Origin of the sequence: uncultured Roseobacter sp. (assembly GCF_947495025.1) — a bacterium.
GTDB lineage: Bacteria > Pseudomonadota > Alphaproteobacteria > Rhodobacterales > Rhodobacteraceae > Roseobacter.
On record NZ_CANLXG010000003.1, the window covers coordinates 231933 to 258880 of the forward strand.

The 26948-nt window shown below is 61.0% G+C and carries 23 protein-coding genes; 3 read left to right on the top strand and 20 right to left on the bottom strand.

Going from position 1 to position 26948, the window contains the following annotated elements:
* Positions 1-2: 2 nt before the first annotated feature.
* The 17 genes from ribD to Q0792_RS15390 form a co-directional block, all read right to left on the bottom strand.
* Positions 3-1100 (bottom strand): bifunctional diaminohydroxyphosphoribosylaminopyrimidine deaminase/5-amino-6-(5-phosphoribosylamino)uracil reductase RibD, encoded by a 1098-nt coding sequence (ribD, locus tag Q0792_RS15310; RefSeq protein WP_298842622.1) that lies wholly within the window; start codon positions 1098-1100, stop codon positions 3-5.
* Positions 1097-1564 (bottom strand): transcriptional regulator NrdR, encoded by a 468-nt coding sequence (gene nrdR, locus Q0792_RS15315; protein WP_169639892.1) that lies wholly within the window; start codon positions 1562-1564, stop codon positions 1097-1099. The genes ribD and nrdR overlap by 4 nt, the downstream gene beginning before the upstream one ends.
* A gap of 136 nt (positions 1565-1700) precedes the next feature.
* Entirely contained in the window at positions 1701-2114 is a 414-nt protein-coding gene (locus tag Q0792_RS15320; RefSeq protein ID WP_298842624.1) for a secondary thiamine-phosphate synthase enzyme YjbQ, read from the bottom strand.
* 33 nt (positions 2115-2147) lie between these two features.
* Positions 2148-2567 (bottom strand): hypothetical protein, encoded by a 420-nt coding sequence (locus Q0792_RS15325; RefSeq protein WP_298842626.1) that lies wholly within the window; start codon positions 2565-2567, stop codon positions 2148-2150.
* A gap of 124 nt (positions 2568-2691) precedes the next feature.
* On the bottom strand, positions 2692-2967 hold the full coding sequence (locus tag Q0792_RS15330; protein ID WP_298842629.1) for an HlyU family transcriptional regulator: 276 nt from the start codon (positions 2965-2967) through the stop codon (positions 2692-2694).
* A 146-nt stretch (positions 2968-3113) separates the two neighbouring features.
* The gene (locus Q0792_RS15335) at positions 3114-3596 is read right to left on the bottom strand and encodes a hypothetical protein (RefSeq protein WP_298842631.1); all 483 of its coding nucleotides are present in this window, start codon (positions 3594-3596) and stop codon (positions 3114-3116) included.
* Between the two features lie 54 nt (positions 3597-3650).
* On the bottom strand, positions 3651-5633 hold the full coding sequence (gene rpoD, locus Q0792_RS15340) for an RNA polymerase sigma factor RpoD (RefSeq protein ID WP_298842634.1): 1983 nt from the start codon (positions 5631-5633) through the stop codon (positions 3651-3653).
* A 120-nt stretch (positions 5634-5753) separates the two neighbouring features.
* On the bottom strand, positions 5754-7706 hold the full coding sequence (gene dnaG, locus Q0792_RS15345; protein ID WP_298842637.1) for a DNA primase: 1953 nt from the start codon (positions 7704-7706) through the stop codon (positions 5754-5756).
* A 97-nt stretch (positions 7707-7803) separates the two neighbouring features.
* Positions 7804-8109: a hypothetical protein gene (locus Q0792_RS15350; RefSeq protein ID WP_298842640.1), complete on the bottom strand. Its 306-nt coding sequence runs from the start codon at positions 8107-8109 to the stop codon at positions 7804-7806.
* 27 nt (positions 8110-8136) lie between these two features.
* The gene (locus Q0792_RS15355) at positions 8137-8682 is read right to left on the bottom strand and encodes a sarcosine oxidase subunit gamma (RefSeq protein ID WP_298842644.1); all 546 of its coding nucleotides are present in this window, start codon (positions 8680-8682) and stop codon (positions 8137-8139) included.
* Entirely contained in the window at positions 8675-11611 is a 2937-nt protein-coding gene (locus tag Q0792_RS15360) for a sarcosine oxidase subunit alpha family protein (RefSeq protein ID WP_298842647.1), read from the bottom strand. The genes Q0792_RS15355 and Q0792_RS15360 overlap by 8 nt, the downstream gene beginning before the upstream one ends.
* Entirely contained in the window at positions 11601-11879 is a 279-nt protein-coding gene (locus Q0792_RS15365; RefSeq protein ID WP_298842650.1) for a sarcosine oxidase subunit delta, read from the bottom strand. Before Q0792_RS15365 ends, Q0792_RS15360 begins: the two co-directional genes overlap by 11 nt.
* A 66-nt stretch (positions 11880-11945) precedes the next feature.
* Positions 11946-13199 (bottom strand): sarcosine oxidase subunit beta family protein, encoded by a 1254-nt coding sequence (locus tag Q0792_RS15370; RefSeq protein ID WP_298842653.1) that lies wholly within the window; start codon positions 13197-13199, stop codon positions 11946-11948.
* Positions 13200-13307: 108 nt separating this feature from the next.
* Positions 13308-13895: a DUF6151 family protein gene (locus tag Q0792_RS15375; protein ID WP_298842656.1), complete on the bottom strand. Its 588-nt coding sequence runs from the start codon at positions 13893-13895 to the stop codon at positions 13308-13310.
* A gap of 30 nt (positions 13896-13925) precedes the next feature.
* Complete coding sequence (locus Q0792_RS15380; RefSeq protein WP_298843821.1) at positions 13926-15311, bottom strand: Glu/Leu/Phe/Val dehydrogenase; 1386 nt, start codon at positions 15309-15311, stop codon at positions 13926-13928.
* A 245-nt stretch (positions 15312-15556) separates the two neighbouring features.
* Positions 15557-16057, bottom strand: a complete 501-nt coding sequence (locus Q0792_RS15385; RefSeq protein ID WP_298842658.1) for a hypothetical protein — start codon at positions 16055-16057, stop codon at positions 15557-15559.
* Positions 16058-16142: 85 nt separating this feature from the next.
* Positions 16143-17264 (bottom strand): DUF2235 domain-containing protein, encoded by a 1122-nt coding sequence (locus Q0792_RS15390; RefSeq protein WP_298842660.1) that lies wholly within the window; start codon positions 17262-17264, stop codon positions 16143-16145.
* A gap of 106 nt (positions 17265-17370) precedes the next feature.
* Here Q0792_RS15390 and Q0792_RS15395 point away from each other — a divergent pair, with 106 nt between their 5' ends.
* A complete protein-coding gene (locus Q0792_RS15395) occupies positions 17371-18072 on the top strand; it encodes a hypothetical protein (protein WP_298842661.1) in 702 nt (233 codons plus the stop codon).
* 4 nt (positions 18073-18076) lie between these two features.
* Here the strand turns inward: Q0792_RS15395 and der are convergent, their stop codons facing one another.
* Genes der through Q0792_RS15410 form a run of 3 tightly spaced genes read right to left on the bottom strand, consistent with a single transcriptional unit; the run spans position 18077 to position 21682 of the window.
* Entirely contained in the window at positions 18077-19555 is a 1479-nt protein-coding gene (der, locus tag Q0792_RS15400; protein WP_298842664.1) for a ribosome biogenesis GTPase Der, read from the bottom strand.
* Between the two features lie 48 nt (positions 19556-19603).
* Positions 19604-20947 (bottom strand): PQQ-binding-like beta-propeller repeat protein, encoded by a 1344-nt coding sequence (locus Q0792_RS15405; protein ID WP_298842666.1) that lies wholly within the window; start codon positions 20945-20947, stop codon positions 19604-19606.
* Between the two features lie 57 nt (positions 20948-21004).
* Positions 21005-21682 carry a hypothetical protein gene (locus Q0792_RS15410; protein ID WP_298842668.1) on the bottom strand — a complete coding sequence of 226 codons (678 nt, stop codon included), beginning with the start codon at positions 21680-21682 and terminating at the stop codon, positions 21005-21007.
* A gap of 198 nt (positions 21683-21880) precedes the next feature.
* Between Q0792_RS15410 and Q0792_RS15415 the strand changes: the two genes are divergently transcribed.
* The gene (locus Q0792_RS15415; RefSeq protein WP_298842671.1) at positions 21881-23149 is read left to right on the top strand and encodes an efflux RND transporter periplasmic adaptor subunit; all 1269 of its coding nucleotides are present in this window, start codon (positions 21881-21883) and stop codon (positions 23147-23149) included.
* Positions 23146-26943 (top strand): efflux RND transporter permease subunit, encoded by a 3798-nt coding sequence (locus Q0792_RS15420; RefSeq protein WP_298842674.1) that lies wholly within the window; start codon positions 23146-23148, stop codon positions 26941-26943. The genes Q0792_RS15415 and Q0792_RS15420 overlap by 4 nt, the downstream gene beginning before the upstream one ends.
* Positions 26944-26948: the final 5 nt, after the last annotated feature.

Consider the following 26948-nt stretch of genomic DNA (forward strand, 5'->3'; position numbering starts at 1 on the left):
GTTCAGGAACGTGGTCTGCGCCAGATGTGCAGGACATCTTCGCCCACAGTCGCACATGAAACCAGCCGGTAGCGGCCCGCTTGCTCCAGCCGGCCAAGGCCAAGAGCCCCGATCGAGGGAAGCCCCTCGGCACCGATCCCCAGCCCCGCTGTATACCCGACAAGCTGATCAACGAGATCCGCTTCGACGAGCGACGCCGCCAGAGCGCTGCCACCTTCACAGAAGACACGTGTCAGACCGTGAGCTGCCAGTTGCCGCATGATGTCGACCGGATCCAGCTGCGCACCGACCGTGGCACAGGGCAGCAGAACAGCCCCCAGATCTTCCCACGTCTGTACGAGGTTCTGGTCTGCGTCGCGACCATGGCACAGGATCACTGGTGTTTCGCGGGCCGTGCGCGCCAGCGCGCCCATGAGCGGCAGATCCAGCCTGCGGCTCACAACCACCCGTACCGGCTGCCAGCTGGTTCCAAGACCGCGCACGGTAAGAGACGGGTCGTCCTTGCGCGCTGTGCCGCCGCCCACCATCACGGCATCATGGCGGGCGCGCATTGCATGAACATGGCGGCGCGCCTGTGCGCCGGTGATCCACTGGCTCTGCCCAGTGCCCGTTGCGATCCGACCATCAAAACTGCTCGCGAGCTTAAGGGTCAGGAACGGGCGGTCCAGTTCCACGCGTGCGAAAAACCCAGCGTTGGCTTCGAGTGCCTCGTCCTGCAGCACCCCGGAGACAACCGGGATACCCGCCTCTTCCAGCATGCGCGCACCCTGCCCCGCAACACGCGGGTCCGGGTCCGGCGTCGCATAAATTACCCGTGCCACACCGGCATCAATCAAAGCCTGCGCACAGGGAGGGGTCTGTCCGTGGTGAGCACAGGGTTCCAGCGAGACGAAAGCATCGGCACCACCCGCCGCAGCACCGGCCTGTTCAAGCGCCATGGTTTCCGCGTGCGGCCGCCCGCCCGGTTGTGTCCAGCCGCGCCCGACAATGATGCCGTTTCGGACAATGACGCAGCCGACAGCGGGATTGGGCCAGACGCGTCCCAGCCCGCGGCGCCCCAGACCGAGCGCCAGTGCCATGAACCGCTGGTCGTTACTCACTCTTCCGGCGGCACGTCGGGCCGCAGCTCGCTCACAAATTTATCAAAGTCATCAGCAGCCTGGAAGTTCTTGTAAACACTGGCAAACCGCACATAGGCAACCGTATCAATACGGGCCAGCGCTTCCATGACGATCTCACCGATCTGCTTGGAGTTGATGTCGGTTTCGCCCATGCTTTCCAGCCGCCGGACAATACCCGATATCATCTGGTCGATACGTTCGGGATCTATGGGGCGCTTCTGCATGGATATACGTATTGACCGCTCCAGCTTGTCGCGATCAAAATCCTCGCGCTTGCCGTTGGACTTGATCACCACGAGGTCTCTCAGCTGTACCCGCTCATAGGTCGTAAACCGACCGCCGCAGGCCGGACAGAACCGGCGCCGCCGGATCGAAACGTGATCCTCCGCCGGGCGGCTGTCTTTGACCTGAGTGTCTATATTTCCGCAAAACGGGCAGCGCATGGGCCGTCCCCCTTCTCCAGTTCTCTGCCTCTTTTGTGGGGTCAGCGCCCCACTTGGCGATACTTATAGGCCACGGACTAAGTTTTGGGTAGAGGAGAAATCCGACCGCCTCATTTAGTGGCGGATCGTGGCTTTATCACGACGAAAGGAACTGCACCGCCACCTGGCGACGGTGCGGATGCCGCCGGTGTTCGAACAGATAAATGCCCTGCCAGGTGCCCAGAGCCAGCCTGCCGTTCTGGAAGGGAATGGACAGCGTCACCGGCATCATGGCCGCCTTGATATGCGCCGGCATGTCGTCAGGGCCTTCCATCGTATGGCGCAGATACCGCATGGATGGGTCGTCCGACGGTGGTACCAGCCGGTCGAAAAACGCGCGCAGATCGTGCTGCACGTCCGGATCTGCATTTTCCTGAACGAGCAGCGAAGCAGAGGTATGCCGCACCATAACCACCACAACCCCGTCCCCGCGCCCCTGCGCAAGGTCAGCGAGCGTCCGGGTGAACTCATAAAGCCCCGGACCATCGGTATGAATATCAATCAACTTCATGATGTCAGTCTCCGGCCCGGCTGTGCGGAACGCTCAGAAGCGATCCAGGAAATCGTCTACGGCCACGTCACAGAACTGATGGGCATGATGCACCGGGAGGTTCTCGCCTTTCCGGCGCACCGAGACCGAATAGGACGGCGGGGTGTTCTTCAGTGCATCATCCGGCGCCAGGGTAAACCCAACACCGGTTTCTCCCGGCACCGTTTGAGATGGCCCGCGTGGCGTCAGGATGTACAGGCGTTTGCGGGGACCATCGCGCCCGGTCCGCTGCGTATAGTCGGCAGCGGCGCACCAGATGTCCCGGGCCCCGGCACCACGGCTTTCGATGACCTCAAAGGTATTCGCCGACATCTCGTTCACTTCCAGCCGGTTGATCGTCAGATAAAACCGGGCGGTGACCGGCATTGCCAGTACAGTCAGAATGCATCCCAGAACCAGTGCGCGCATCGGCATTCCTTTCTCCGTTCGGTCACAGAGAAACCTATAGCGACTTTCCGCATCCGCCAAACGGGTTGACGCGCTATGGAAGGATTGGTCCGGCAGCTATGCCCCCGCGACAACAGAGGCTGACAGGAACTCACCGGAAAATACGATCGCCCTGCTCATCGATGACCTGTTTGGCCTTGCTGACCGACGCTTCTTCCGCCGCTTCACGACCCTGCAGTGTATCCGCGCGGATCAGCGTATGGCTGCGTGTTTCACCTTCAATCTCTTTTTCGACGGTCGCCGATATGCGGAACGTATTCCCCTCGGCAATCGGTGTTGGCGTAATGCGGAAGCCCTTGTGGGTCACGGGTTCAACCTCGGGTGATCTGTTCCCGCCGCCGCCGAAAAGGTTTTTGAAAAATGACATAGGTGCTCCCCTCTTCCTGTTACGTCTAACCTAGCGTGCAGCGCATACGCTGGAAAGGATGTCGCCCGGCGGATCACTCCCTGCTTCCTGACCCGCAAATAAGCGTTGTGGAAAGCTCCCCGGTACCAGTGCAGTTCCGAGACAGGTCAGTCACAAAGTTCCTGTGCCTGCCAATATCTGCGGAATGCCCAGATCAGTGCGGCTCGCTCCAGTGGGTAATATGCAATGTCAGCAGTTTCCAAGGCTGCGCCTTCCGAAATCCAGTCTTCGCCTGCCCTTTTTGTGTCCGCATCGGTACGGTCATCGTTTGCTTCGTAAAGGTAGCGTCCTTTTTCAAAAGCCTTCTTTAAAGCTGCGAACAACCGGTCAATATCCCGAAAATCGGCGTGAACCGTGAAACGCGTTTTGGCGTCGGCCAGCAACTCTCTGCGAACAGGAACCGGCAGACTCTTCCAGATTGTCAGAAAGTCATGGTTCCTGGGGCGGTGCCCGGTTTCGGACATCGCGATTGACTTCAGGTAGATTTCGAAACCGATCAAACCAAGCATTGCAGCGCCCGATCCGCTCGAATCCGCGTTAGGGGCAAGAAGCGCTTCGTCGGCCAGGTATTCTTCAGTCAGCGCAACCATTCGACGCGAAACTGATCGTCGGCGATCCCCCTGGAACAACCTCATCGCGGCGAGTTACTGATCGAGGAAACTCCGCAGTTTGCGCGACCGCGAAGGATGCTTGAGCTTACGCAGCGCCTTTGCCTCAATCTGGCGGATACGTTCGCGCGTCACGCTGAACTGCTGGCCCACCTCTTCGAGCGTGTGGTCGGTGTTCATCCCGATGCCAAAGCGCATGCGCAGCACGCGCTCTTCGCGCGGCGTGAGTGACGCCAGTACGCGGGTCGTGGTTTCCTTGAGGTTTTCCTGAATGGCGCTGTCCAGCGGCAGCACAGCATTCTTATCCTCGATGAAATCACCCAGCTGGCTGTCTTCCTCGTCGCCAATCGGCGTCTCAAGGGAGATCGGCTCCTTGGCGATCTTCATCACCTTGCGGACCTTCTCAAGCGGCATCTGCAGTTTCTCGGCCAGCTCTTCCGGCGTCGGTTCGCGACCAATCTCGTGCAGCATCTGGCGGCCTGTCCGGACCAGCTTGTTGATCGTCTCGATCATATGCACCGGAATACGGATCGTGCGCGCCTGATCCGCGATGGACCGGGTAATCGCCTGCCTGATCCACCACGTCGCATATGTGGAGAATTTATAGCCGCGGCGGTACTCAAACTTGTCCACCGCCTTCATCAGGCCGATGTTACCTTCCTGAATGAGATCAAGGAACTGCAGACCACGGTTCGTGTATTTCTTGGCGATCGAGATCACCAGACGCAGGTTCGCCTCGACCATTTCTTTTTTGGCCTGACGCGCTTCCTTTTCACCCTTTTGCACCTGTTGCACGATGCGGCGGAACTCTGAGATATCGAGGCCAACATACTGGCCGACCTGCGCCATATCCGCGCGCAGTTCCTCGACCTTGTCAGTGGAGCGTTCGATGAACATCTGCCAGCCACGACCGGACTTCTCGGCCATCCGCTCCATCCAGTTCGGATCAAGCTCGTAGCCCCGGTACTCTTCGATAAATTCACGGCGGTTGATCCGCGCCTGATCAGCAAGCTTCACCATCGCAGAGTCAATCTGCATGATGCGGCGGTTGATGCCATAGAGCTGGTCGATCAGCGCCTCGATACGGTTGTTGTGCAGGTGCAGTTCATTCACCAGCAACACGATCTCTGACCGCAGCTTCTGATAAAGATCCTCATCCGCCTGTGAAAAAGTCCCGTCCTCGTTCAGGGTGGCAGAAATCCGGCTGTCCTGCATTTCGCTGAGCTTGACGTAATCGTCGGCAATGATGTCGAGCGCTTCCAGCACCTGCGGCTTGAGCGCTGCTTCCATGGCCGCAAGGCTCATGTTGGCCTGTTCGTCCTCATCGTCGTCATCGTCCTGGGCAATCGGGTTGCCGTCGGCGTCGAGTTCGGGGCTGTCGTCCTCTTTTTTAACGGCGGTGCCGTCTGCGGCAACAACAGGCTCGTCCACGGCCCCGTCTTCGTCCATCTGATTGCCGAAGGTCGCTTCGAGGTCGATCACATCGCGCAGCAGAATTTCCTCTGACAGCAGTTCGTCGCGCCAGATCGTGATCGCCTGGAACGTCAGCGGGCTTTCGCACAGGCCGGCAATCATCGTATTGCGACCGGCTTCGATCCGTTTGGCGATGGCGATTTCGCCCTCGCGGCTCAGCAGCTCGACCGAGCCCATCTCGCGCAGGTACATCCGCACCGGGTCATCAGTACGGTCCAGCTTTTCAGCTGTACCAGACGAAACGGCAACCTCGCGCGCGCCATCTGTCGTGGTCAGTTCGGTGGAACCTTTGGCCTCTTCGTCCTCGGCATCCTCGTCTTCGATGATGTTGATGCCCATCTCGGAGAGCATCGACATCACGTCCTCAATCTGCTCCGAACTCACCTGATCAGGCGGCAGGACCGTGTTGAGCTGGTCGTATGTGATGTATCCCTTCTCGCGCGCCTCGCCGATCATCTTTTTGACGGCGGCCTGGCTCATATCGAGAGAGTGACCGGCTTCCTGGTCGTCGGGTTTGGCGTCTTCACTGGTGTCTTTCGCGGCCATTCAAAACTCCTGCATCCGAATCGATTCGCTGCGCCGAATCACTCAAGAATCATCTAGTGTTTTTGGGAAATCTTCCACCCGATACACCCGAATTTCTGCATCTTACGTATTCAGATATGGTTAATCGTGCGTTTTTTGCTTCTGTATGGTCTGCAACAGCGCGTCGAATGCACTGCGTTCGTCACGACTGATTCGCATCCCGTTGTCACCTACGTCGTACTCGGCTCTGTCTTCCTGTCCGCTGCGTCGCGCAATGTCGGCCGCGCGCGCTGCCTCTGACAGGCGCCAGGTCAGACCTTCGTCGGCCTCACCTGACATATCTTCTGCTGCTTCGCTGATTTCTGCGGTCAGTCCGCGTTCACTGCTCAGCTTGGCAAGCTCCTCGGCAACGGTCATGCGCGCTTTGTCCGGATCACCCGGCGCGCGGATACACGGCACCACCGACACGTGGCGCTGCGATAGCAGGTTTTCAAGGGCGTCTGCGCCAATTTTCTCGTCCAGTATCGCCCGGCACCCGGCTTCGGGCTGGCCCGCTGCCTGCAGGAGCGTATTCCGGAGAGTGTGGTGGAACGGATCGGAACAACGCATCTGTTCCAGCCCCGTCTCAAATTCCTCGATGAGCGCGGGCCGGGTTACAAGCACCGCCAGAATAACGGCCTCACGCAGCCGCTCCGTTGCCGCATCGCTTTCGGCGGTTGCCAGAACAGAGGCGCGGGTTGTCGCAAGTGCGTGCGCCGGTGGTTTCTGCCAAGTCCCGCGTGTGCCGGAACCCTTGCTGCCTGTCCGCCGGTGCCGGAAGAGCTGCCAGCGCAGATCCTTGATTTCCTGCCCGTAATGGCTGCGGATCGAAGGGTCCCTGATCAGCTGAATCTTTTCCCGAAGCGCTTTGTCCAGAGCCGCCTTGCGTTCAGGGCTGTCGAAAACGCGCCCTTCTGTTTCCCGCTGCCACAGCAGGCTGACCATGGGCATCGCTCCGTCCAGCAGCTTCTGCAGGGCACCCGGCCCCTGTGAGCGCAAAAGATCATCCGGATCCTGCCCTTCAGGCATCAGTGCGAACCGCAGGGACCGGCCTGCCTCCAGCAGAGGCAGTGCAAGATCGATCAGGCGCATCGCGGCGCGCAGCCCTGCGTTATCGCCATCAAGGGCAATCACCGGTTCCGGCGCGATCCGCCACAGCATCTGCAGCTGGCTTTCTGTTATCGCTGTCCCCAGTGGCGCCACAGCGGCCTCAAACCCGGCAGAGGCCAGCGCAATGACATCCATATAGCCTTCGGCGACGATCAGTTGTGCGCCCTTACCCGCCGCCGTTCTCGCAGGTCCGTGATTGTAAAGGCTGCGCCCTTTGTCAAACAGCTCGGTCTCCGGCGAATTCAGGTACTTGGCGTTGTCGCCGGGGTCCATCGCCCGCCCGCCAAAGGCTGTCGCGCGGCCCCGGGCATCGCGGATCGGAAATATGATACGACCACGGAAGGTGTCATAGGGCTTGCCACCTTTAGCGGACGGCTTGGCCAGCCCTGCGCCCAGGATCAGCTCGTCAGCAACATTCTTGCCCTTCAGGTGATCCCAGAGTCCCTGCCACTGATCCGGCGCAAACCCGATCTCCCAGCGCTCCAGCGCTCCGGCGTCCAGCCCGCGACGGTCAAGGTAAGCCCGCGCCTCGGCCGCGGCACCGGTATTCAGCTGCAACCGGAAAAACCGGACAGCCATCTCCATCACGTCAGCCAGTTCCGTCCGGCGGTCCGCTTTTTCCTGCGCCAGCGGGTCGCGCTCGGGCATGGTCATGCCCGCCTCACCGGCCAGGATGCCAACAGCCTCCATAAAACCAACATTCTCGGTTTCGCGCACAAAGGAGATCGCATCACCCTTTGCATGACAGCCAAAGCAGTAATAGAACCCTTTGCGGTCATCGACATGAAACGACGCCGATTTCTCCTGATGAAAGGGGCAAGGTGCCCACATGTCACCCTTGGCCTGGTTGGATTTGCGCGCGTCCCACATGACCTTGCGCCCGACCACCGAGGTCAGGCTCAGGCGGGTGCGCAGTTCATCCAGGAATCCGGGTGGCAGGCTCATTCAACGTTTATCGGCAAGCCCCGGCGGCGAGTCCACCCGCAACCGTCTGCCCCGGGGAAAAAGGCCGTTCCGTACTGACAGGAAAAACCGGCTGAGGTCACTGACCCAGCTTCAGGCACTCCTCGTACCACCAGCTTTTCAGATCCTCGTTTTTCAGATCGCCGCGCTTTTTTTCATAGATGGCCGGCGCCAGAAGAGGGATGATGTTATTGTACTTTTCCGGCCAGGACGCGTCCGCTGAAAGCGTCGCGGGCAGGTCGCGTTCTTTCACGCCATCAAGGCGCGCCTGTTTGACAGCGGCGACGACGTCGGACTGGTGCCCACAGCTGATCTCTTTTTCTGTCTGTGCGGCCACAGGCAGGGCAGTCAGGGCGAAAACAACAGGAACAATAAAACGCAGCATAGGTAACCTCCGGTGATTTCCGCCAGTTTAACCCCGCGCGGCAACACCTTCCATAGCTGTTTTGAGCTCGTGCACCAGGGTACTGGCCATAGAACGGAACACCAGGATCAGAAAACTGTCGGCCCCTGTTCGTGTAACAGATGCGTTCATATGCGTGATCTGGCTGCGCACAGTATGGCCGCGGCGAAACGCCGTAACGCGCAGGTCCACCGGGACGAGGCGCGCCAGCACGTCGTCAGCACCGGGACCGGTCAGTGTAACAGCCGCCCAGGCGTCGGACTGATCGGTCAGTGCGGCCGTTCCGGTCAGTGATGCATCCGGCGCCGGCCCGGCAAGCAGCGCCGTGTCTCTGCCAAACCAGATTGCCCGGGCACCTGCCCTGCCCGTGGACCGGTTCGGCGACGGGAAAGCCATACCGTGCGCAGTCTCAAGTGCGGCGGAAAATGCCTTTTCCTGCCCCTGATACGGCGCAAGCGTCGTCAGCACACCCATTTCCGCCTCTTCGAGCGAAACCTTTCCGACAGTCAGCGGCAACAACCCCTCACAGGGGCTTCTGGCGATCAGTTCAGCCACGCAGACGCCCTCCTTCCGGATCGACAAACACAGGGTCACAGATTTCAACGTCCGTTTCGATGTTCCGCAACCCGTCGACAAGGCGCACGGTTTCTCCCACGCGCTCTGGCCCGCGCGCGATGAACCCAAGGCCGATCATGTGGCCCAGCGTCGGCGAGAAGGCGACAGACGTAACATATCCCTGATCATGCACACGGGTGGTCGGTGTACCGGAATTAAACAGATGTGCCCCGGCGGTCATTTCGCCCGTGCGGCTGACGGGCCTGAGCCCGACCAGACGCTGGCGCCCCGGATCCACCAGACCTTCGCGGGCGGCCATTGTCTGGCCGATACAGTCCTTCTTCGCACTGACCATCCGTGCGAATCCGATATCAAACGCAGTGGTGCGCCCATGGATTTCCGAATGCGTTATGTGACCTTTTTCAATCCGCAGCACGTTCAGCGCTTCCATACCATATGCACCGCCGCCCGACCTTTCGGCCCCGTCAACGAGCGTCCGGAACAGACTGTCTCCGTAGCGTGCCGGCACCGCAATTTCATAGGCGTGCTCTCCCGAGAAGGAAATACGGAACAATCGGCCCGCGACACCGCACAGAGATACAGGACCACAGGACATGAATGGCCATGTGTCATTGTCGAGAGGAGCGTCCAGCAGTTCGTTCAGCAGTTCACGTGACTTTGGCCCCGCCACCGCAAACTGTGCCCATTGCTCAGTCACAGAAGTCATACGCACGTTCAGGTCAGGTCTCAGAACCTGATGCACAAATTCCAGGTGCTGCATGACATTGCCGGCTGCTGCCGTTGTTGTGGTCATCACATAGTGTTCAGGCCCCAGCCGTGCGGTGGTGCCGTCATCCATGACGTGGCCGTCCTCGCGGAGCATAAGCCCGTAGCGCACGCGGCCTTCCCTGAGGGTTGAAAAGGTGTTGGCATAGACAAAATCCAGCAGCGCTGCGGCGCCCGGACCCTGTATATCAATCTTGCCCAGCGTCGAGACATCGCAGACACCGACGGCACTGCGCACAAAACCAACTTCCCGGTCACAGGCTTCGCGCCAGGTCTGTTCTCCGGACCGCGGAAAATACGACGGACGGTACCAGAGCCCCGCCTCGATCATCGGCGCGCCCATGCCGGTACTGGCCGAATGGGATGTCGTAAAGCGCTCGGGCGCAAATCCTTTACCCTGTGCCCCTGCCCCCATGGCCGCAATCGATACCGGCACGAAAGGTGGCCGGTAGGTCGTCGTTCCTGTCTCCGGTATCCCCCGCCCCGTCGCATCAGCCAGTACCGCCAGAGCGCCGATATTGGAATTCTTGCCCTGGTCCGGCGCCATGCCCTGCGTGGTATAGCGCTTCATATGTTCGACGGACCGGAAATTCTCAGCGGCCGCCTGGCGGACGTCCTTGACGGTTACGTCGTTCTGAAAATCCAGCCAGGCCCGGCCTTCGCCCGGCACAGCCCAGAGTGGTCTGATCGCAAAAGCTGCATCAGTGGCAGACGGGATGTCTCCGGGTTTCGCGCTGATGCCGATTTCTTTCAGCGCCTCGCGCGCGGCCCTGGCACCGCCCTGCAGGCACCCGGTCGTTTCGAAATCGCCATGACAGGCACCGGCCGTAAAGAGGCCCGGCACTGCCCCGGGCGAAGGAACAAAAGCGGCGATATCCTCGCGCCATGCCGGCCTGCCATTCATGTGACAGGTCAGGTGTACCGATGGGTTCCAGCCGCCGGAAACAGCCAGGCAGTCGGCCTCGATCGTACGTGTCATCCCGGCGCCGCTTACGGTTACAGAGGTCAGGCCCATGCGCCCGGAACTGCCTGTCACCACGGCACCGGTATAGACCGGAAAATCAGAACTCGTGACAGATGCGTCCTCGCGGCTGTCCACCAGCCCGGCGACTTCGGCACCGGCCGCAACCAGATCATGCGCGGTCCTGTGTGCGTCGTCATTGTTGCCAAAAACAACAAACCGCTGTCCCGCCAGCACCCCCCACCGGTTCAGATACGCGCGTACAGCACCGGCATTCATGATGCCAGGCCGGTCATTGTTCTCAAAGGCCACCGGCCGCTCCAGAGCGCCTGCAGCGAGGACCGTGCGACGTGCAACAATCCGCCAGAAGGTTTCGCGTGGCATCCCGGAAACAGGCGCGCTGAGGTGGGTGCTCACCCGCTCCAGGGCACCATATGTTCCCTGGTCATAGGCCCCTGTTACCGTGGTACGGGTCATCAGACGCACATTGTCCATTGCCGCAAGCTCAGAGACCACAGCGGCCGCCCAGTCGCTGCCCGCCATACCGTCAAGGACGTGCGTTTCGGCATTCAGGCGCCCGCCCATCAGGCTGTCCTCTTCCGCGAGGATCACGTCAGCGCCGGCCCGCGCAGCCGTCAGCGCAGCCATCAGACCCGCCGGGCCGGAACCTATGACCAGCAGATCGCAGAACGCCCAGGCTTTCTCGTATCTGTCTTCGTTGTGGGCGCCACTCAGTCCGCCAAGACCGGCGGCCCGCCGGATCACCGGCTCATACAGGCGCTCCCAGAAGCCCCGGGGCCACATAAAGGTCTTGTAGTAGAACCCGGCGCCCAGAAAAGGCGAAACCAGATCGTTCAGTTCCATGATGTCATACGTCAGCGACGGCCAGGCGTTCTGGCTGCGCACCTCAAGACCGTCGAATATCTCCTGAACCGTTGCCCGCACGTTGGGCTCGGTTCCTGCGCCGCGTCCGGTGGTCACCAGCCCGTTGGGTTCTTCACTCCCCGCCGTCATCACTCCGCGCGGGCGGTGATACTTGAAAGAGCGCGCGATCACCCGCTGGCCCGCCGCCAGAAGTGCTGAGGCAACAGTATCTCCCTCAAACCCGGTATAGCCGATGGAATCGAACTGAAAGCGCACACTGCGCGACCGGTCGATCAGCCCTTTGCCCTCAACTCTCATGCGTTCCCTCCGCCCGGCCCCTGGCAAGCCCGGTTGCCAGAACCTCATGGGTCACTGTGTTCCGTGTCACCAGTATCCACGCCCCACAGCCACCATCATGCTGCCAGAGATCCTGTGTCACACCCGCCGGATTATCGCGCAGATGCACATAGTCGTCCCAGGCTTCTGTCCCCGCGTCCGGCGCAGGCCTGTTCAGCGCAACGCCATCGCCCTTGTAATAAAACTCCCGGCGATCACGTTCGCCACAGACCGGACACGTCAGCCGCATGCGCGCGCTCCCCGTTTCTTCTGGTCAGGAATATTCCCGCTGCAGGTTCCCGTCATCTGACCCCCCTCAGTGCAGGTTATGCTGAGAGCCGGTGCCCTCTTCATCCATCAGCCCACGCCCGGTACGGAACCGGTCGAGCCGGAAACCCGCTGCGCTTTCGTGATGATTGCCCGTCGCTACCAGATGCGCCAGTGCCCAGCCCGAGCCTGGCACGGCCTTGAATCCGCCGTAGCACCAGCCGCAGTCGATAAAAAGACCCTCGGTATCTGTGCGGTCGATGATGGGTGAGCCGTCCGGCGTCATATCCATGATCCCCCCCCAGGACCGAAGCACGCGGGCCTTGCCGATCATCGGCATCAGCGTCATGCCGGCCTCCATCACATGTTCTTTCAGCGGCAGGTTTCCCCGGCTGGCATAAGAGGCATAAAAATCGAGATCGCCCCCGAACACGAGACCGCCCTTGTCGGACTGGCTGATGTAGAAATGGCCCATGCCGAAACTGACCACATGGTTGATCACCGGCTTAAGACCCTCGGTCACAAAGGCCTGCAGGACGTGGCTCTCGATGGGCAGCCGCATGCCTGCCATCGCGGCCACCTGCCCCGAGCGTCCGGCTGTCACAATCGCCACTTTCTTTGCCCGGATGGCACCGCGGGTGGTCTGAACACCGGTGACCTTACCGTTCGCGATATCAATGCCGGTGACCTCACAGGACTGGAGCAGATCGACACCTCGCTGGTCCGCGCCGCGCGCATAGCCCCAGGCGACGGCGTCGTGCCGCGCCGAACCACCGCGCGGATGCAGCAGGCCGCCATAGACAGGAAAGCGGATATTGTCGAAATCCAGATAGGGCAGATGCTTGCGCACCCCGTCGCGGCTCAGCAGGATGGCATCATCTCCCTGCGCCAGCATCGCATTGCCCCGTCTGACAAAGGCATCGCGCTGACCGTCGGAATGAAACAGGTTGATCAGTCCGCGCTGCGAATGCATCACGTTGTAATTCAGCTCTTCTTCCAGCCCCTCCCAGAGTTTCAGCGAATGGCTGTAGAACTCGGAATTTCCGGGCAGAAAATAATTGGCACGCACAATCGTGGTGTTACGTCCGACGTTCCCGCCACCGATGTAGCCTTTTTCCAGAACGGCTATGTTGGTCATGCCGTGATTTTTCGCCAGGTAGTAAGCTGTTGACAAACCATGCCCACCGCCGCCGATGATGATCACATCGTATTCCGCTTTGGGCTCAGGATCGCGCCAGTGCGGCGTCCAGCCTTTATTGCCGGTCAGCCCCTCTCTGAGAACGCGCAGGCCAGAGAATTTCACGTAAGTACTCCATGCTGTTCGGGGTACCCTAACAACACTGTCAGCGCTGATCTACGACTGAAACCGACCTGAAATGTCGCGGAGAGAACGCCTTTGGCCGGGGAGGCCTCAGTCGTTATAGAGCGCGTTGCGCTGCGACAGGTCCAGCACCACGGGCGGCGAGACCGGCGCGCCGTGTTCATCGAAAAACGGAGACTGTCGCGCCGTTCCGGACATCCAGGCCGGGACCGCCCGCCCCAGCAGCCCGCCCATCATGCGGATAATACCCTTATCGCGCTTCGGCGCTCCCGGCTCGCGCACTGCATGTTTCGTAAAACCCAGAGTAGTGACCGGGCCGAATACCTCAGTCTGCCCGAACAGACCACGCCACATACCTGCCAGCGGCATACGCGGCGACCCAACCGTGTTCGCCAGCGGCGTGTTACAGCAGGCGGCGTACCAGCGGTGCAACCCTTTGGGAGACAGCCTGAGACAGGCGATCTGATCGACCCCGTCCGAGATTTCAATACGTGCCGGCAGGACCTGAACAAGCGGGCTGCCGCCCCCAGGTTCCAGATGCCCCGCCTGCCCCATATGGCGGGCAAAGGCCCGGCAGTCGCGGCAGAAACACACAAGATGGCATACATTCTGCGGCGTAGCCTCATGCAGCACGCCTTTCAGCGTGCCGCAGTTGCAGGAAAACGAAACACTGGTCATTGCTGATCCCTTCCCGGTGGCCGGGCCGGATCAGAGACCTTTGGCCTGATAGCTCGACGCGACCTTCTCAATGGCCACAAGATAAGCCGCCGTGCGCAGATCGTCTATATCCTCCCGGCTGTGCCAGACCTGCGCCATTGATTCATAGGCAATGCGCATTGTGTCATCGAGGCCGGACCTCACCAGCTCAAGCTCGCCCGCGCCACGCAGATACTTCTGCTTGAAATCCGGGCTCAGCTGCCAGCCGACACCGGTGTCCGTAGACAGCCGCTCCAGCTCATTGATCAGAAGCTCGTGGCGTGATTCCTCCTGGCGCCGCTGCATCCTGCCAAACCGGATATGGCTCAGGTTCTTGACCCACTCAAAATAGCTGACCGTCACACCGCCCGCATTGGCATACATGTCCGGGATGATCACAGTTCCCTTTTCACGCAGTATCTGGTCTGCCCCGGCCGTGACCGGCCCGTTTGCCGCCTCAATAATCAGCGGTGCTCTGATCCGGTCTGCGTTCGAAAGATTGATGACCCCTTCCAGTGCGGCCGGGATCAGGATGTCGCAGTCCTGCTCCAGAACCGAGGCGCCGTCGGTCACCTGATGCCGGTCCGAGTACCCGGCGATGCCACCGTGTTTCGCAATCCAGGCACGGATGTTTTCGACATCGAGGCCCTCGGGATTATAAAGCGCACCGTCCCGTTCGATGATACCGACAATAATACTGTCGTCTTCTTCCGAAAGGAATTTGGCGGCGTGATATCCCACGTTGCCCAGACCCTGTACGATTACGCGTTTGCCCGAAAGGCTGCCCGTCATGCCGGCTTTTTTCATGCCCTCGCCATCGCGGAAAAACGCCCGCAGGGCATACTGGACACCGCGCCCCGTTGCCTCGACACGGCCCGCAATACCACCCGCATTGGGCGGCTTGCCCGTGACACAGGCGTTGCCGTTGATGTCTGTGGTGTTCATCCGTTTGTACTGGTCGGCAATCCAGGCCATTTCACGCTCGCCCGTGCCCATATCCGGGGCCGGCACGTTCTGTGACGGATTGATCAGATCGCGCTTGATCAGTTCGTAGGCAAAACGCCGGGTGATCAGTTCAAGCTCATGCGGCTCATATTCGCGCGGGTCAACGCAAAGACCGCCCTTGGAGCCGCCAAAGGGTGCTTCTACCAGCGCGCATTTATAGGTCATCAGAGCCGCAAGCGCCTCAACCTCATCCTGATTGACGCCAAGTGAATAGCGGATCCCGCCCTTGACCGGTTCCATATGCTCTGAATGCACCGACCTGTAGCCGGTAAATGTCCTGATCTCGCCGCGCAGGCGGACACCGAAACGAACGGTGTAGGTGGCGTTGCAAACCCTGATCTTTTCTTCCAGGCCGGGCGACAGATCCATCAGGGCCACAGCCCGGTTGAACATCTGATCCACACTTTCACGGAAACTCGGTTCGCGCGCGTTTTGTGTCAAGTTCTCTCTCCTTCTGGTCGGACGTAATTGCCCGGGAACGACCCCCTGACCCTACGCTGGCATCACAAAAAGTGCCAGTTTTTTGGGCAGTTTGAAAACTTTTCAGAACGCCGCATGCAAACCGTTCGGCAAAAAACCTTAACAGCCCGTTAAAAACGGCCGCACAGACATGCACAGTGAGAGAACTGCACTCCTTTTCAGGAGGATACACCGTCCTGACTACGTTCCTCGATCATCATCGCAATGATTTCGGCCATCAGTTTGGTCTGGTTTTTCGGCGTCATTCCGCCCACACCCACACGCCTGCCCATGCGCCACCACAGCCCCGGCCGCCAGTGGCGCGTACCGGAAACGGTGGTGTGAATCAGAAAACCATTGGATGGCTTGAAGGCAAAGGCACCCCGGTCAATACCGGTAATGTCTGCTGTCCGCGCAATCACCGTGCCACCGCTTTCGCGCAGTTCGGACCGGGTGAGTTCCAGCACATGAGAGGTCGACCGTCGCATCGCATCCGCGATCATCAGCGAACCGGTGCCCAGCGCCAGGAGGAAAAGCTGCCAGCCCAGTGTCGGCGGCGACGCCAGCGCCACGTAAATCACCATCACTGCCAGAAAGGCAAGCATACCGATGCCCAGAACGCGCCGGCCGGTTGAGGCCGCAACGGTCGCGAGAATTTCTTCGTTGGCTGTGTCCTGCATCGTCGGCATCCCGGAAACGGTCAGATGACGCGTCCTAGCTGCCCCCGACGCCGGTCACAAGGGGTATCGCCCGACGCACACAGCGTCAGTCACCGTCGAAAAGCTCCGGAAAGAGCCAGCGGAGGCTGCCGGGCCGGTAGTCATTGCGGCGCGCCATCCGGGTCAGCACCGAGGGATGCAGGCCGCGTGGGGTCTGCGGACCTGCGCGCCAGCGCAGCAGCACCGGAAAAAACCTGTACAGTCCGCGCACATCGTCGATGTCCGGCGCCGGCCCGGTTGCATCCGGGCGCGGCAACCCGGCGCGCCGGCTCTGCAGCCCGAGGCGCTCTGCCTCCTCCATCACAAACCGGGCCGGAACGGCTGCCAGACCCTGCGCCGCAACGGCGCCACCGACAATACTGTGGTTGCCGGCAAACCAGACCTGCTGATAAGGCCGCTCAAGTCCCTGATCTCCCCGGTTAAGCCCGGGATCACCTGGCTTCTGATCCAGATTGTCCCACAAAGACGGCTCGAAAAGAACACGACGCTCATCAAGCGCCACAGCGTGTCGGGCATGCTCAACCAGTCGCGACAGAGATGTATCATGGAACTGATACCGGCGGTTCCAGGCCCGGGCTATTCCGCCCAGAACGGCCTGGGGAATACCCAGCGCGCCCACTGTATCCCAGACGCCAAGATAAGAGATGCGCACAAGATTACTGCCGTCAGCACGCATCTCAATATCCGCCTGGCTGGTCGCATACCCGGGCGACAGCCTGCGTCGGGCGGCCATCACATCAGGTGCGTCCGGTCCGTTTTCAGCACCCCGCCTGCGGTAGAGCCGGAATGCGCGCCAGGCGTTCAGCCTTGCCGGCTTTTCCAGAATACCACACTTGCGGATCATGCCGACCAGCGATCTGGCTGTGTATGCGCCCCGCGAAAAACCAAAAATCATGATCCGGTCGCCCGGCTGATAGATCCGACACAGCTCCAGATATGCGGCCCGGATATTGCGGTTCAGGCCCCAGCCGAAGAGGCCGCCCCCGATGCGACTGATCCGCCGCCCCAGCTCGCTGACCATCCCCGTGCCTGTCCCCACACCGGGAAAATACAGAACAATCTGGTCAGGCATGCGGGCACAGGCATCGGCCTCGCGCAGGACATGCGTGCTCAGCCCTGCTCCGGGGCTGTTCCAGGTTCCGTCACAGAATATCGCGATCACCGCCATTTGCTTCCCCTTTGCTGCGCACCAGGTTAGCTGGCAAAGACGCAGGCCCGATTACCCGGGCGCGCGGTGCCTTTACCGGCCCGTTGCAGGATCGAAGGAACAGGACTTGAAACTCACAGCACTTCTGAGCTTTGTGCTCTGCATCACCTTTGCCGGCTCGGCTTTCTGGGTCCCTGATTTCGGTGGATTCGATGCCGATCAGTTTCCCGTACCGCAGAATGATCCGCCTGTTCAGCCAGCGGGCTATGCCTTTGCGATCTGGGGGGTGATCTATCTTTGGCTGCTGGCTGGTATGGGCTTTGGCCTGATGCGCAGGTCCGGGGATGCAGACTGGCACGCCATGCGGGTGCCGCTCTGCGTGTCACTGGCCATCGGGTCGGTCTGGCTGCCTGTCGCGGTACAAAGCCCGGTCTGGGCCAGTATCCTGATCTGGGCCATGCTGCTGCCCGCGCTGGCAGCACTCTTTCGCGCACCACCGACCGACCGCCTCTGGGCGCTGCTGCCGGTCGGGCTTTATGCCGGCTGGCTCAGTGCGGCGAGCTCAGTGTCACTGGGGCTTATCGCGGCGGGCTATGGCTTTATGGACGAACGAACGGCGGCCTTTGTTTTTGTCTTCATGGCGCTGGTCATCGCGTCTGCGGTTCAGAACCAGCTCGGACGTGGGCCAACCTATGCCATCGCTGTGATCTGGGCGCTTGTGGCAATCGTCGTTCAGAACGCTGCCTCAGAAGCAACTGTTGCCGCGCTGGCCGCAGGTGGTGCCGCAGCGCTCACTGTTCCGGCCTGGCGGGCTTACCGCAACAGCTGACTGGTCAGTCGCGGCGCCGGCCGTCAGTGTGCTTGCGCAGTTTTGACGGTGGCGCTTTTTTGCGTCCCTTGTAGGGGTTTGCGTCGTTCTGGCCGCGCATCCACAGCCGGATCGGGGTGCCGGGCATGTCAAAATCGAGGCGCAGGCCATTTACCAGATACCGGCTGTAGCTTTCGGGCACCTTGTCGGGATGGCTGCACATCACCACAAAACCCGGCGGGCGCGTCTTGGCCTGCGTCATATACCGCAGCTTGATCCGCTTACCCTGCGGCGCGGGTGGCGGATGCGCCTCGACCATACCGGTCAGCCAGCGGTTCAGCTGTGCCGTTGTCACCCGGCGGTTCCAGGTTTCATAGGCACGCACGACAGCCTGGTGCAGTCGATCAAGCCCCCTGCCCGTTTTGGCAGAAACCGTGATGAGCGGTGCGCCGCGCAGCTGCGGGAGCAGACGCTCGAAACTTTCTTTCAGCTCCTTGAGCTTGGCCTGACGGTCTTCTTCGATATCCCACTTGTTTACGGCAACGACCACTGCCCGGCCTTCGCGCTCTGCCAGGTCGGCAATGCGCAGATCCTGTTGCTCGAACGGGATCGCAGCATCCAGCAGTACAATGACCACCTCGGCAAACTTCACAGCCCGCAGACCGTCGCCCACAGACAGTTTTTCCAGCTTTTCCTGGACCTTGGCCTTTTTGCGCATGCCGGCGGTGTCAAAGATCCGCATCGGCAGCGTCACATCGTCCGGGCCGGCCCAGTCAATCCGCAGGGAAATTGCATCGCGGGTGATGCCCGCCTCCGGCCCGGTCAGCAGACGATCTTCGCCGACGATCTGATTGATCAGGGTAGATTTGCCCGCATTGGGTCTGCCGACGACAGCGACCTGCAACGGCTTTTTTGCCGTGGGCATGGGGATCGCCGCATCCATATCCCCTTCGTCTTCGTCGAGCGACACATCGGTTTCGGGCGCATCTTCTGCGGCGCGTTCGGCAAACTGATCCGCGAGCGGCATCAGGTGAGTGTAAAGATCGTTGAGCCCCTCACCATGTTCCGCAGACAGACGGATCGGCTCCCCCAGACCCAGCGAATAGGCCTCGATCACGCCCGCATCTGCCGCCGCCCCCTCGGACTTGTTTGCCGCGAGGATAACATGTGCGGACCGTTTGCGCAGAATATCGGCGAAAACCAGATCAGACGGCGTAATGCCCACGCGCGCGTCGACCATAAACAGACAGATATCTGCCATATCGACCGCGCGCTCGGTCAGGCGCCGCATCCGGCCCTGAAGACTGTCGTCGGTCACTTCCTCGAGGCCTGCCGTGTCGATCACAGTGAACCGCAGATCCGCCAGCCGCGCAGCACCTTCACGCAGATCACGGGTCACGCCGGGCTGATCATCGACCAGCGCCAGGCGTTTACCTACCAGACGGTTAAACAACGTGGATTTGCCGACATTGGGCCGCCCCACGATGGCGAGGGTGAAAGACATGGATCGCTCCGGTTCGGGTTCAGATGCGCGCTTTAACGCACCTTGGCGTCAACGGAAAGCGTGCAGTTCACCTTTTGTCGAAACAACGTAGAGAACATTCCCCGCCACCACAGGTGCAGACGTCGCCCCGCCCGGTATCTCGACACTGCCCGTCAGGGTACCGTCGACCGGATCAAAAGAACGCAGAAGACCATCGCTTGATGCCAGATGGATCCGCCCCCCGGCAAGGATCGGGCCGTGGTGCACAAAAATTTCCGCGCGCCTGTTGGGCCGGTCTTTGACAAAGCCCGGCAGATTCACCGCCCAGATACGCTCACCGGTGGCGCTGTCGATCCGGACCAGCTGCCCCAGATCAGATACTGCAAAGATACTGTCGCCGGCAGGCTGGACCGGGCCTGTCGCGCCATCACGGGCCGTCCAGCGACGCTCTCCCGAGCCGAGGTTCAGCGAAACAATGCGTCCCGACTGGTTGCCGACATAAACGGAATTGCCTGCAATAACCGGTGCACCGGTCACGTCGCCCACATTGCTCAGTGCCCTGCCGAAACGCTCTCCGACGACCGACGCGTCCCACCGGCGCAGACCGCCGCGCCGGAAAACTGCCTGGATCTCGCCCGAGCCGAACCCGAAAATCGCCAGATCGCCTGCAATTGCCGGTGCCGGCGCGCCGAGCACGTTGTTTTCATCGGGCGACGCCGTCAGTTGCCATATAACGCGACCGTCTTCAGCAGACACCGCCCACCCGGTGTCATCACCGGATGTGAGGTACACAAGCCCGCCCGAGACAGAGGGCGCACCCGATCCTGTACCCTCGAGCCGCTGGCGCCACAGCAGTTCGCCCGAAACGGCATCCAGCGCAACCAGTGTACCATAGCCGCTGCTCACAAAAACGCGCCCGTCTGCAAAGGCAAGTCCACCGCCGGTCGCCTGACCGTCACTGTCGCGCCTGGGGCGGATGTCGGTCGCCCACACGGTCTGACCGGACAGCGAAATTGCGGTAACGCGCGATTCTGCATCCAGCGTGAAAATCTGGCCCAGAGCAACGACCGGATTGGCAGTGATGCGCTGGCGCCGGCTGTCGCCCTCGCCGATGTCAGCACTCCAGACGCGCTGCAGCGACGTGCCGAGCGCGGGGTGCGCGTTACGCGCATCTGGCGAGCCCGGAGACTGGGTCCATTCGGTGTTTGCAGTGGCGGCGGGCAGCGAAATGGCCCGGCTGCCTTCCTGAGGCAGCGTTGCAACTGTCAGTGCGTCTTCGCGGATTGGTTCACGCTTGCCGGGCAGGATAACCTCTTCTTCGGCGCAGCCGGCCAGGAATACGGCAAAAGCCAGCACCGCAAGGCCTGCACGGGCGCTGCGTCGTGGCGCAGCAGCGGTCTCAGTTACTGTCATGGCCTGTCGTATCCACCCTGCTTTTCACTCTGTGCCGGAGACCGTACCGTCGGTGCATCAGTTACCGGCGGTCGGCAGGTTTTCCATATCCGGCGTTCCCCCCAGAGACACAATCACCTGTAAGGCGCGCTGTTGCAAGTCCGCGGTCACGGCTGCATCCTGCAGCACTGCCTGATACCGGTCGATTGCTTCAGACGTATTGCCTTCGCGGATATCGAGCAGTGCCAGTTGCTCCTGTGCCAGCAGGCTCAGCGGCTGGCCCGGTGCTGCCAGCGCCTCGAACTGAGGCCTCAGTGTGTCTGCAGGCACGCGGTCCACCTGAAGTGTCAGCGACTTGAAAGCAGCAATCTGGCGGTAAATCGGATCAATGTCGCCATTTGTGGCAACACGGTCAAGCGCTTCGACCGCCAGACCGGTCTGCCCGGCATTATGCTGTTCTGCAGCGGCCATCATCTCGGCGACCGCGCCGGCTGCGGGCGACTCTGCAGGCACAGCTGTCAGTGCCTCTGCTCTCGCCGGCCCCTCCTCAATGGCAAGTGCTGCCAGCAGGCCATCACCCAGTGCTTCGGACTTCGCCCGTTCCTGCGCCTTGTTGTACTCGTTCCACGCGGCACCACCGACGATCAGAATCACAGCGACGATACCGATCCAGCCATAACGACGCAGCGATGCGTAAAATCTGTCGCTTCGGACCTCGTCGTTTACTTCGTCGATGAAACTGTCTGTGTTGCTCATGATTACCTGCCAGATACATTCGCGCTTGTCTTACCCTGCACGGGCAGCCAAGCCAAGAGCGCACAGGCGGCATTGCACTCAAAGCAAAAAATCCCTAAATCTGAACTGGTCAGTTCAGTCGAAGTATCGTAGAGATATTCCAGCCGGGCTGGCCCGGCCAGGCAGCAGAAGCTGCTGATGCATTCGAGGCGTTTACAGATGCGTGTATTTTCTCTGATCGCGGCTGTTGTGGTCGCATCCATTCTTTATGTTTATATTTTCCAGCGTCCTGCGCTCTATGCGTGGATGGGCTGGTCGGACACTGCCGAAACGACCGAAGAGGTCGCAACCGCAGATGACGCCGCTGCTGCGGCACCCGCCAGATCAGACCTGGTCAAGGTTGTGGTCCGGCGCTCCGAGGCACAGCAGATCGACACAGCGGTTGTGCTGAGGGGCCAGACTGAAGCCGCGCGGGAGGTCGACGTACAGTCCGAAACCTCTGCCACTGTCATCTCTGAACCCTTGCGCAAAGGCGCCCAGGTTGAGGCCGGACAGGCGCTCTGCCGTCTGGACGAAGGCACCCGCGGGGTAGCACTCGAGCAGGCACGCGCGCAGCTGGATGAGGCCCGGGCGCGGGTACCGGAATCCGCCGCGCGTCTGGATCAGGCGCTGGCGCAGCTTGATGAGGCACGGATCAACCAGAACGCGTCCAGCAAACTCAGTGAAGGCGGTTTCGCATCCACAACACGTGTGGCCAATGCAGATGCGGCCGTCGCCTCGGCGCTGGCCGGCATCGAATCGGCGCGTGCGGGCCTGCAGGCGGCACAGTCCGGTATCCGGTCGGCCGAAGCGGGCGTCGCTTCCGCCAGAAAGGAAATAGAACGCCTGACCATCCGGGCTCCTTTTGGCGGCCTTCTGGAAAGCGATACGGCCGAACTCGGCGCGCTGCTGCAGCCCGGCGCGCTCTGTGCAACGATTATCCAGCTGGACCCGATCAAACTGGTGGCCTTTGTGCCCGAGACCGAGGTCAGCCGCGTGCGCATCGGCGCTGATGCAGGCGCACAGCTGGTGGCAGGCGACAGTACAGCGCCCCTGGGTCGTGCCGCACCGGTACGCGGTCAGGTTACCTTCCTGTCGCGCTCTGCGGACGAAACCACCCGCACCTTCCGTGTGGAAATCGAGGTTCCGAACCCCGATCTGAGCATCCGCGACGGTCAGACTGCCGAAATTCTGATCTCCGCTGCAGGGGCTACGGCGCACCTGTTGCCGCAATCCGCTTTGACTCTGAACGACGAAGGCACGCTGGGCGTGCGCACAATCAACGAAGACGCAATCGTGGAGTTCCACGAGGTCCGGCTGATGCGCGACACGCCTGAAGGCGTCTGGCTGACCGGGCTGGATGACAGTGCCGACGTCATCGTTCTGGGTCAGGAATATGTGATTGCGGGCGTAAGGGTCGCGCCCACCTGGCAGGAGCTGAGCCAGTGACCGGTATCGTTGACTGGGCTGCCAGCCGCGCGCGGATGGTTGTCGCCTTTATCCTGCTCAGCCTTGTGGTGGGCGGATATTCCTATTCCACCCTGCCAAAAGAGGGTGAGCCGGACATCGAGATCCCGGCGCTTTTCGTTTCTGTTCCCTTCCCCGGTATTTCTGCCGCAGACAGCGAGACGCTGCTGGTCAAACCGATGGAGACAGAACTGGCGGACCTGGACGGCCTGAAATCCATGTCCGGCACCGCCGCAGAAAGCTATGCCGGTGTGGCGCTGGAATTCGAGTTTGGCTGGGACAAGACCAAAATTCTTGCAGATGTGCGGGATGCGATGAGCAAGGCCGAGGCCGAATTTCCGGACGGTGCCGAGACCTATTCCATCAATGAGATCAACTTCTCAGAGTTTCCGATCATCATCGTAAACCTGACCGGGCCGGTCCCCGAACGCACGATGAACCGTGTGGCCAAAGACCTGCAGGACGATATCGAGGCCATGGACGCGGTGCTGGAGGCAGGTATCGCCGGCAGTCGCGACGAAATGCTTGAAGTGCTGATCGACCCGCTGCGCCTGGAGGCCTACAACGTCACAGCAGGCGAACTGATCAACACCGTCCAGAACAACAACCAGCTGATCGCGGCGGGCGAAGTGGACACGGCCCAGGGCACATTTGCCGTCAAGATCCCCTCGTCTTTTGACGAGGCGCGCGACGTCTATAACCTGCCGGTCAAGACAAACGGCGACCGTGTGGTCACGCTGGGTGATCTGACCACGATCAACCTGACATTCGAGGACCGCGCAGGGACCGCCCGGTTCAACGGTGAAAACTCGCTGGCGCTGCAGGTTGTAAAGCGCAAGGGCTTCAATCTCATCGACACCGCGAACGAGGTCAAAGCCCTCGTGGCGGAGCGCAGCGAAGGCTGGCCTGAGGGCCTTCAGGCCGCTGTGACAGTCGGCACCTCCAACGACCAGAGCCGTATCGTCGATGCCATGGTGCAGCAGCTGCTGGGCTCGGTCTTTACCGCAATTGCCCTGGTGATGATCGTGGTGCTGGCCGCTCTCGGCATCCGCGCTGCCCTGCTTGTGGGTTTTGCTATCCCGACATCATTCCTTTTGTGTTTCGCGTTCCTAGCTGTCATGGGCATCTCAATCTCGAACATTGTCATGTTCGGTCTGATCCTCGCGGTCGGCATGCTGGTGGATGGTGCCATCGTGGTGGTGGAATACGCCGACAAACGCCAGCAGGAAGGCGTGGGCCCGATGAAGGCCTATGTGGAGGCAGCCAGACGCATGTTCTGGCCGATCATTTCCTCGACCGCGACGACGCTCTGTGCCTTCCTGCCGATGCTCTTCTGGCCGGGTGTACCGGGCGAATTCATGGGCATGTTGCCCGTCACCCTGATCTTTGTGCTTTCCGCTTCGCTTGTTGTGGCGCTTATCTATCTGCCCGTCATGGGTGGTGTGACAGGTCGCCTCGAGCGCTGGATGGCGGATTATATGCAGGCGGTCGCCGGCCTGCGCTGGTATCTGCATGCCGCACTTTTCCCGATCGCTTTCCTGATGATCGGCGCTGCGGCACTGATGGGACCGGTCTTTGGCGGTGTGGCCGCGCAGTTCGCCGGGATGGACGGTCTCGATATCATCGGCTCTGTTGTTCCGACCTTCCTGATTGTCTTCCTGCACATCCTGGCAGCAACCGCATTGCTTGCAGTCGCACTTGGCGGCGTTCTTGTGGCGCTGATCGCCACCTTTGCCCTGCTGACGCGTCTCGGGCGCTGGGGCAGCTGGTTCGTGTCAAAACTCTTCCGCGCCGAGCCGCAGAAGATCAACGCCGGCTACCAGCGCTCGGGCTTTGGCCATGTGATTGCAGGTATTGTCGGCAACCCCGTTATGCCGCTGGTGATGGCCGGAACAGTGTTTGTGTTCGTCGGCACGGTTCTGATCTTCTTCACCAACAACAACAACGGCGTTGAGTTCTTTGTCGAATCCGAACCCGAACAGGGCATCGTCTATGTGCTCGCCCGGGGTAACCTGAGCCTCGAAGAGAAAGACACGCTGGTTCGCCAGGCCGAGGACATCGTTCTGGCGCATCCGGGCATCATCAACGCCTTTTCCTTTGCCGGTCAGGGCGGCCTGAACACCGACAGCAGTGGCGCTGCGATCCCCAAGGATACTGTGGGCCAGGTTCAGTTTGAGACGATCCCCTGGGAGGACCGGGCCGGGCGCCCTGAACTGGACGGCAACATCGTGATCGCCGAGCTTACTGAGCAGCTGGAAACACTGCCCGGCGTCAAGATCGAGATCAGTGAACTGGCACAGGGCCCGGCATCCGGCAAACCTGTTCACCTGCGGCTCAAGTCGGACAGTTTCATCGACCTTGCAACGGCCGTTGAGGCTGCAAGAGTGCAGTTCGAAAACACGCCGGGTCTGACCCTGATCGAAGATACACGCCCCCTGCCCGGTATTGACTGGCAGATTGACGTGGACGTGGAAAAAGCCGGCCGCTACGGCGCCGACGTGGCGACCGTGGGTGCAATGGTGCAGCTGGTCACGCGCGGGATCACACTGGACACGATGCGCGTTGACACCTCCGACGAAGAAATCGACATCCGTGTCAGGTTGCCTGCAGAGGATCGCGTGCTGTCGACACTGGACACACTGCGCGTGCGCACCGTCGACGGACTGGTACCGCTGTCAAACTTCATCGAACGCACCCCGGTGCCGAAACTGGCGGAGATCAACCGCATCGATCAGAAGCGGTACTTTGACGTCAAAGCCGATGTGGCCCCCGGCCTGATGAAGGTCGTGGAAACAGTCGCCGCGGGCGGGACAGAGACCAGCACAACGCTGGCCATGCTGCGCCCTGCAGGGGCCGACGCCGATTTCACCTCGCTTGACCGGACGACCTACAAAGTCACCGACCGGACCCCGGCGGGTCAGGACCGTGACCTTGAGGCGGGTGTATCAGCCGGCGAGCTGCGGCTGATCCCGGTGAACCCCAACGAGCGGATTGCGCTGCTGACCGAGTGGCTCGACACCAACCCTCTGCCCGACAGCATCTCGTGGGAATGGACCGGCGATCAGGAAGAACAGGCCGAAAGCGGCGCCTTTCTGCAAAAAGCGTTTCTCGCCGCTCTGGGTCTGATGTTCATCATCCTGCTTGCGCAGTTCAACAGTTTCTACAACGCACTGCTGGTGCTGCTGGCGGTTGTTCTGTCGACCACGGGTGTGCTGATCGGCATGATCGTCATGGGACAGACCTTTTCGATCATCATGACGGGTACCGGCATCGTCGCACTTGCTGGCATTGTGGTGAACAACAACATCATCCTGATCGACACCTATCAGGAATATGAGCGCTACATGCCCCGGATCGAGGCGATCATCCGCACCGCACAGGCACGGATCCGGCCGGTTCTGCTGACGACCATCACGACCATGGCGGGTCTTGCACCGATGATGTTCGGGCTCTCGCTCAACTTTGCCGAAGGCGGCTATACCATCGACAGCCCGACGGCGCTCTGGTGGAAACAGCTGGCAACCGCGGTTGTCTTCGGGCTGGGCATCGCGACGATCCTGACGCTGATGGTCACCCCGTCGATGCTGGCCGTGCGGGTCTGGGCAACAACCTACATCCGCTGGATAGCGACGCTGCTGGCCAAGATGTCCATGGGCCGGGCCAGCCGGGCTGCACGGGACTGGGCGCTGCAGCGCGACGCAGGCCGTGCTGCTTTCCAGGAACTGATCTGGGACGACGACACCCCTGCACCCGAGGCACTGAGAGCGGCGGAATAATGCCG

Excerpts from the sequence above, each read along its gene's own strand:
- dnaG (WP_298842637.1), bottom strand. The coding sequence starts at position 7,706 with ATGAGCCTGCCACCCGGATTCCTGGATGAACTGCGCACCCGCCTGAGC.
- Q0792_RS15330 (WP_298842629.1), bottom strand. The coding sequence starts at position 2,967 with ATGTCATTTTTCAAAAACCTTTTCGGCGGCGGCGGGAACAGATCACCC.
- nrdR (WP_169639892.1), bottom strand. The coding sequence starts at position 1,564 with ATGCGCTGCCCGTTTTGCGGAAATATAGACACTCAGGTCAAAGACAGC.
- Q0792_RS15390 (WP_298842660.1), bottom strand. The coding sequence starts at position 17,264 with ATGGCGGTGATCGCGATATTCTGTGACGGAACCTGGAACAGCCCCGGA.
- Q0792_RS15380 (WP_298843821.1), bottom strand. The coding sequence starts at position 15,311 with ATGTTCAACCGGGCTGTGGCCCTGATGGATCTGTCGCCCGGCCTGGAA.
- Q0792_RS15385 (WP_298842658.1), bottom strand. The coding sequence starts at position 16,057 with ATGCAGGACACAGCCAACGAAGAAATTCTCGCGACCGTTGCGGCCTCA.
- Q0792_RS15360 (WP_298842647.1), bottom strand. The coding sequence starts at position 11,611 with ATGAGAGTTGAGGGCAAAGGGCTGATCGACCGGTCGCGCAGTGTGCGC.
- Q0792_RS15405 (WP_298842666.1), bottom strand. The coding sequence starts at position 20,947 with ATGACAGTAACTGAGACCGCTGCTGCGCCACGACGCAGCGCCCGTGCA.
- der (WP_298842664.1), bottom strand. The coding sequence starts at position 19,555 with ATGTCTTTCACCCTCGCCATCGTGGGGCGGCCCAATGTCGGCAAATCC.
- Q0792_RS15365 (WP_298842650.1), bottom strand. The coding sequence starts at position 11,879 with ATGCGGCTGACGTGTCCGGTCTGTGGCGAACGTGATCGCCGGGAGTTT.
- Q0792_RS15410 (WP_298842668.1), bottom strand. The coding sequence starts at position 21,682 with ATGAGCAACACAGACAGTTTCATCGACGAAGTAAACGACGAGGTCCGA.
- Q0792_RS15415 (WP_298842671.1), top strand. The coding sequence starts at position 21,881 with ATGCGTGTATTTTCTCTGATCGCGGCTGTTGTGGTCGCATCCATTCTT.
- Q0792_RS15335 (WP_298842631.1), bottom strand. The coding sequence starts at position 3,596 with ATGGTTGCGCTGACTGAAGAATACCTGGCCGACGAAGCGCTTCTTGCC.
- Q0792_RS15320 (WP_298842624.1), bottom strand. The coding sequence starts at position 2,114 with ATGAAGTTGATTGATATTCATACCGATGGTCCGGGGCTTTATGAGTTC.
- Q0792_RS15350 (WP_298842640.1), bottom strand. The coding sequence starts at position 8,109 with ATGCTGCGTTTTATTGTTCCTGTTGTTTTCGCCCTGACTGCCCTGCCT.
- Q0792_RS15325 (WP_298842626.1), bottom strand. The coding sequence starts at position 2,567 with ATGCCGATGCGCGCACTGGTTCTGGGATGCATTCTGACTGTACTGGCA.
- Q0792_RS15375 (WP_298842656.1), bottom strand. The coding sequence starts at position 13,895 with ATGACCAGTGTTTCGTTTTCCTGCAACTGCGGCACGCTGAAAGGCGTG.
- rpoD (WP_298842634.1), bottom strand. The coding sequence starts at position 5,633 with ATGGCCGCGAAAGACACCAGTGAAGACGCCAAACCCGACGACCAGGAA.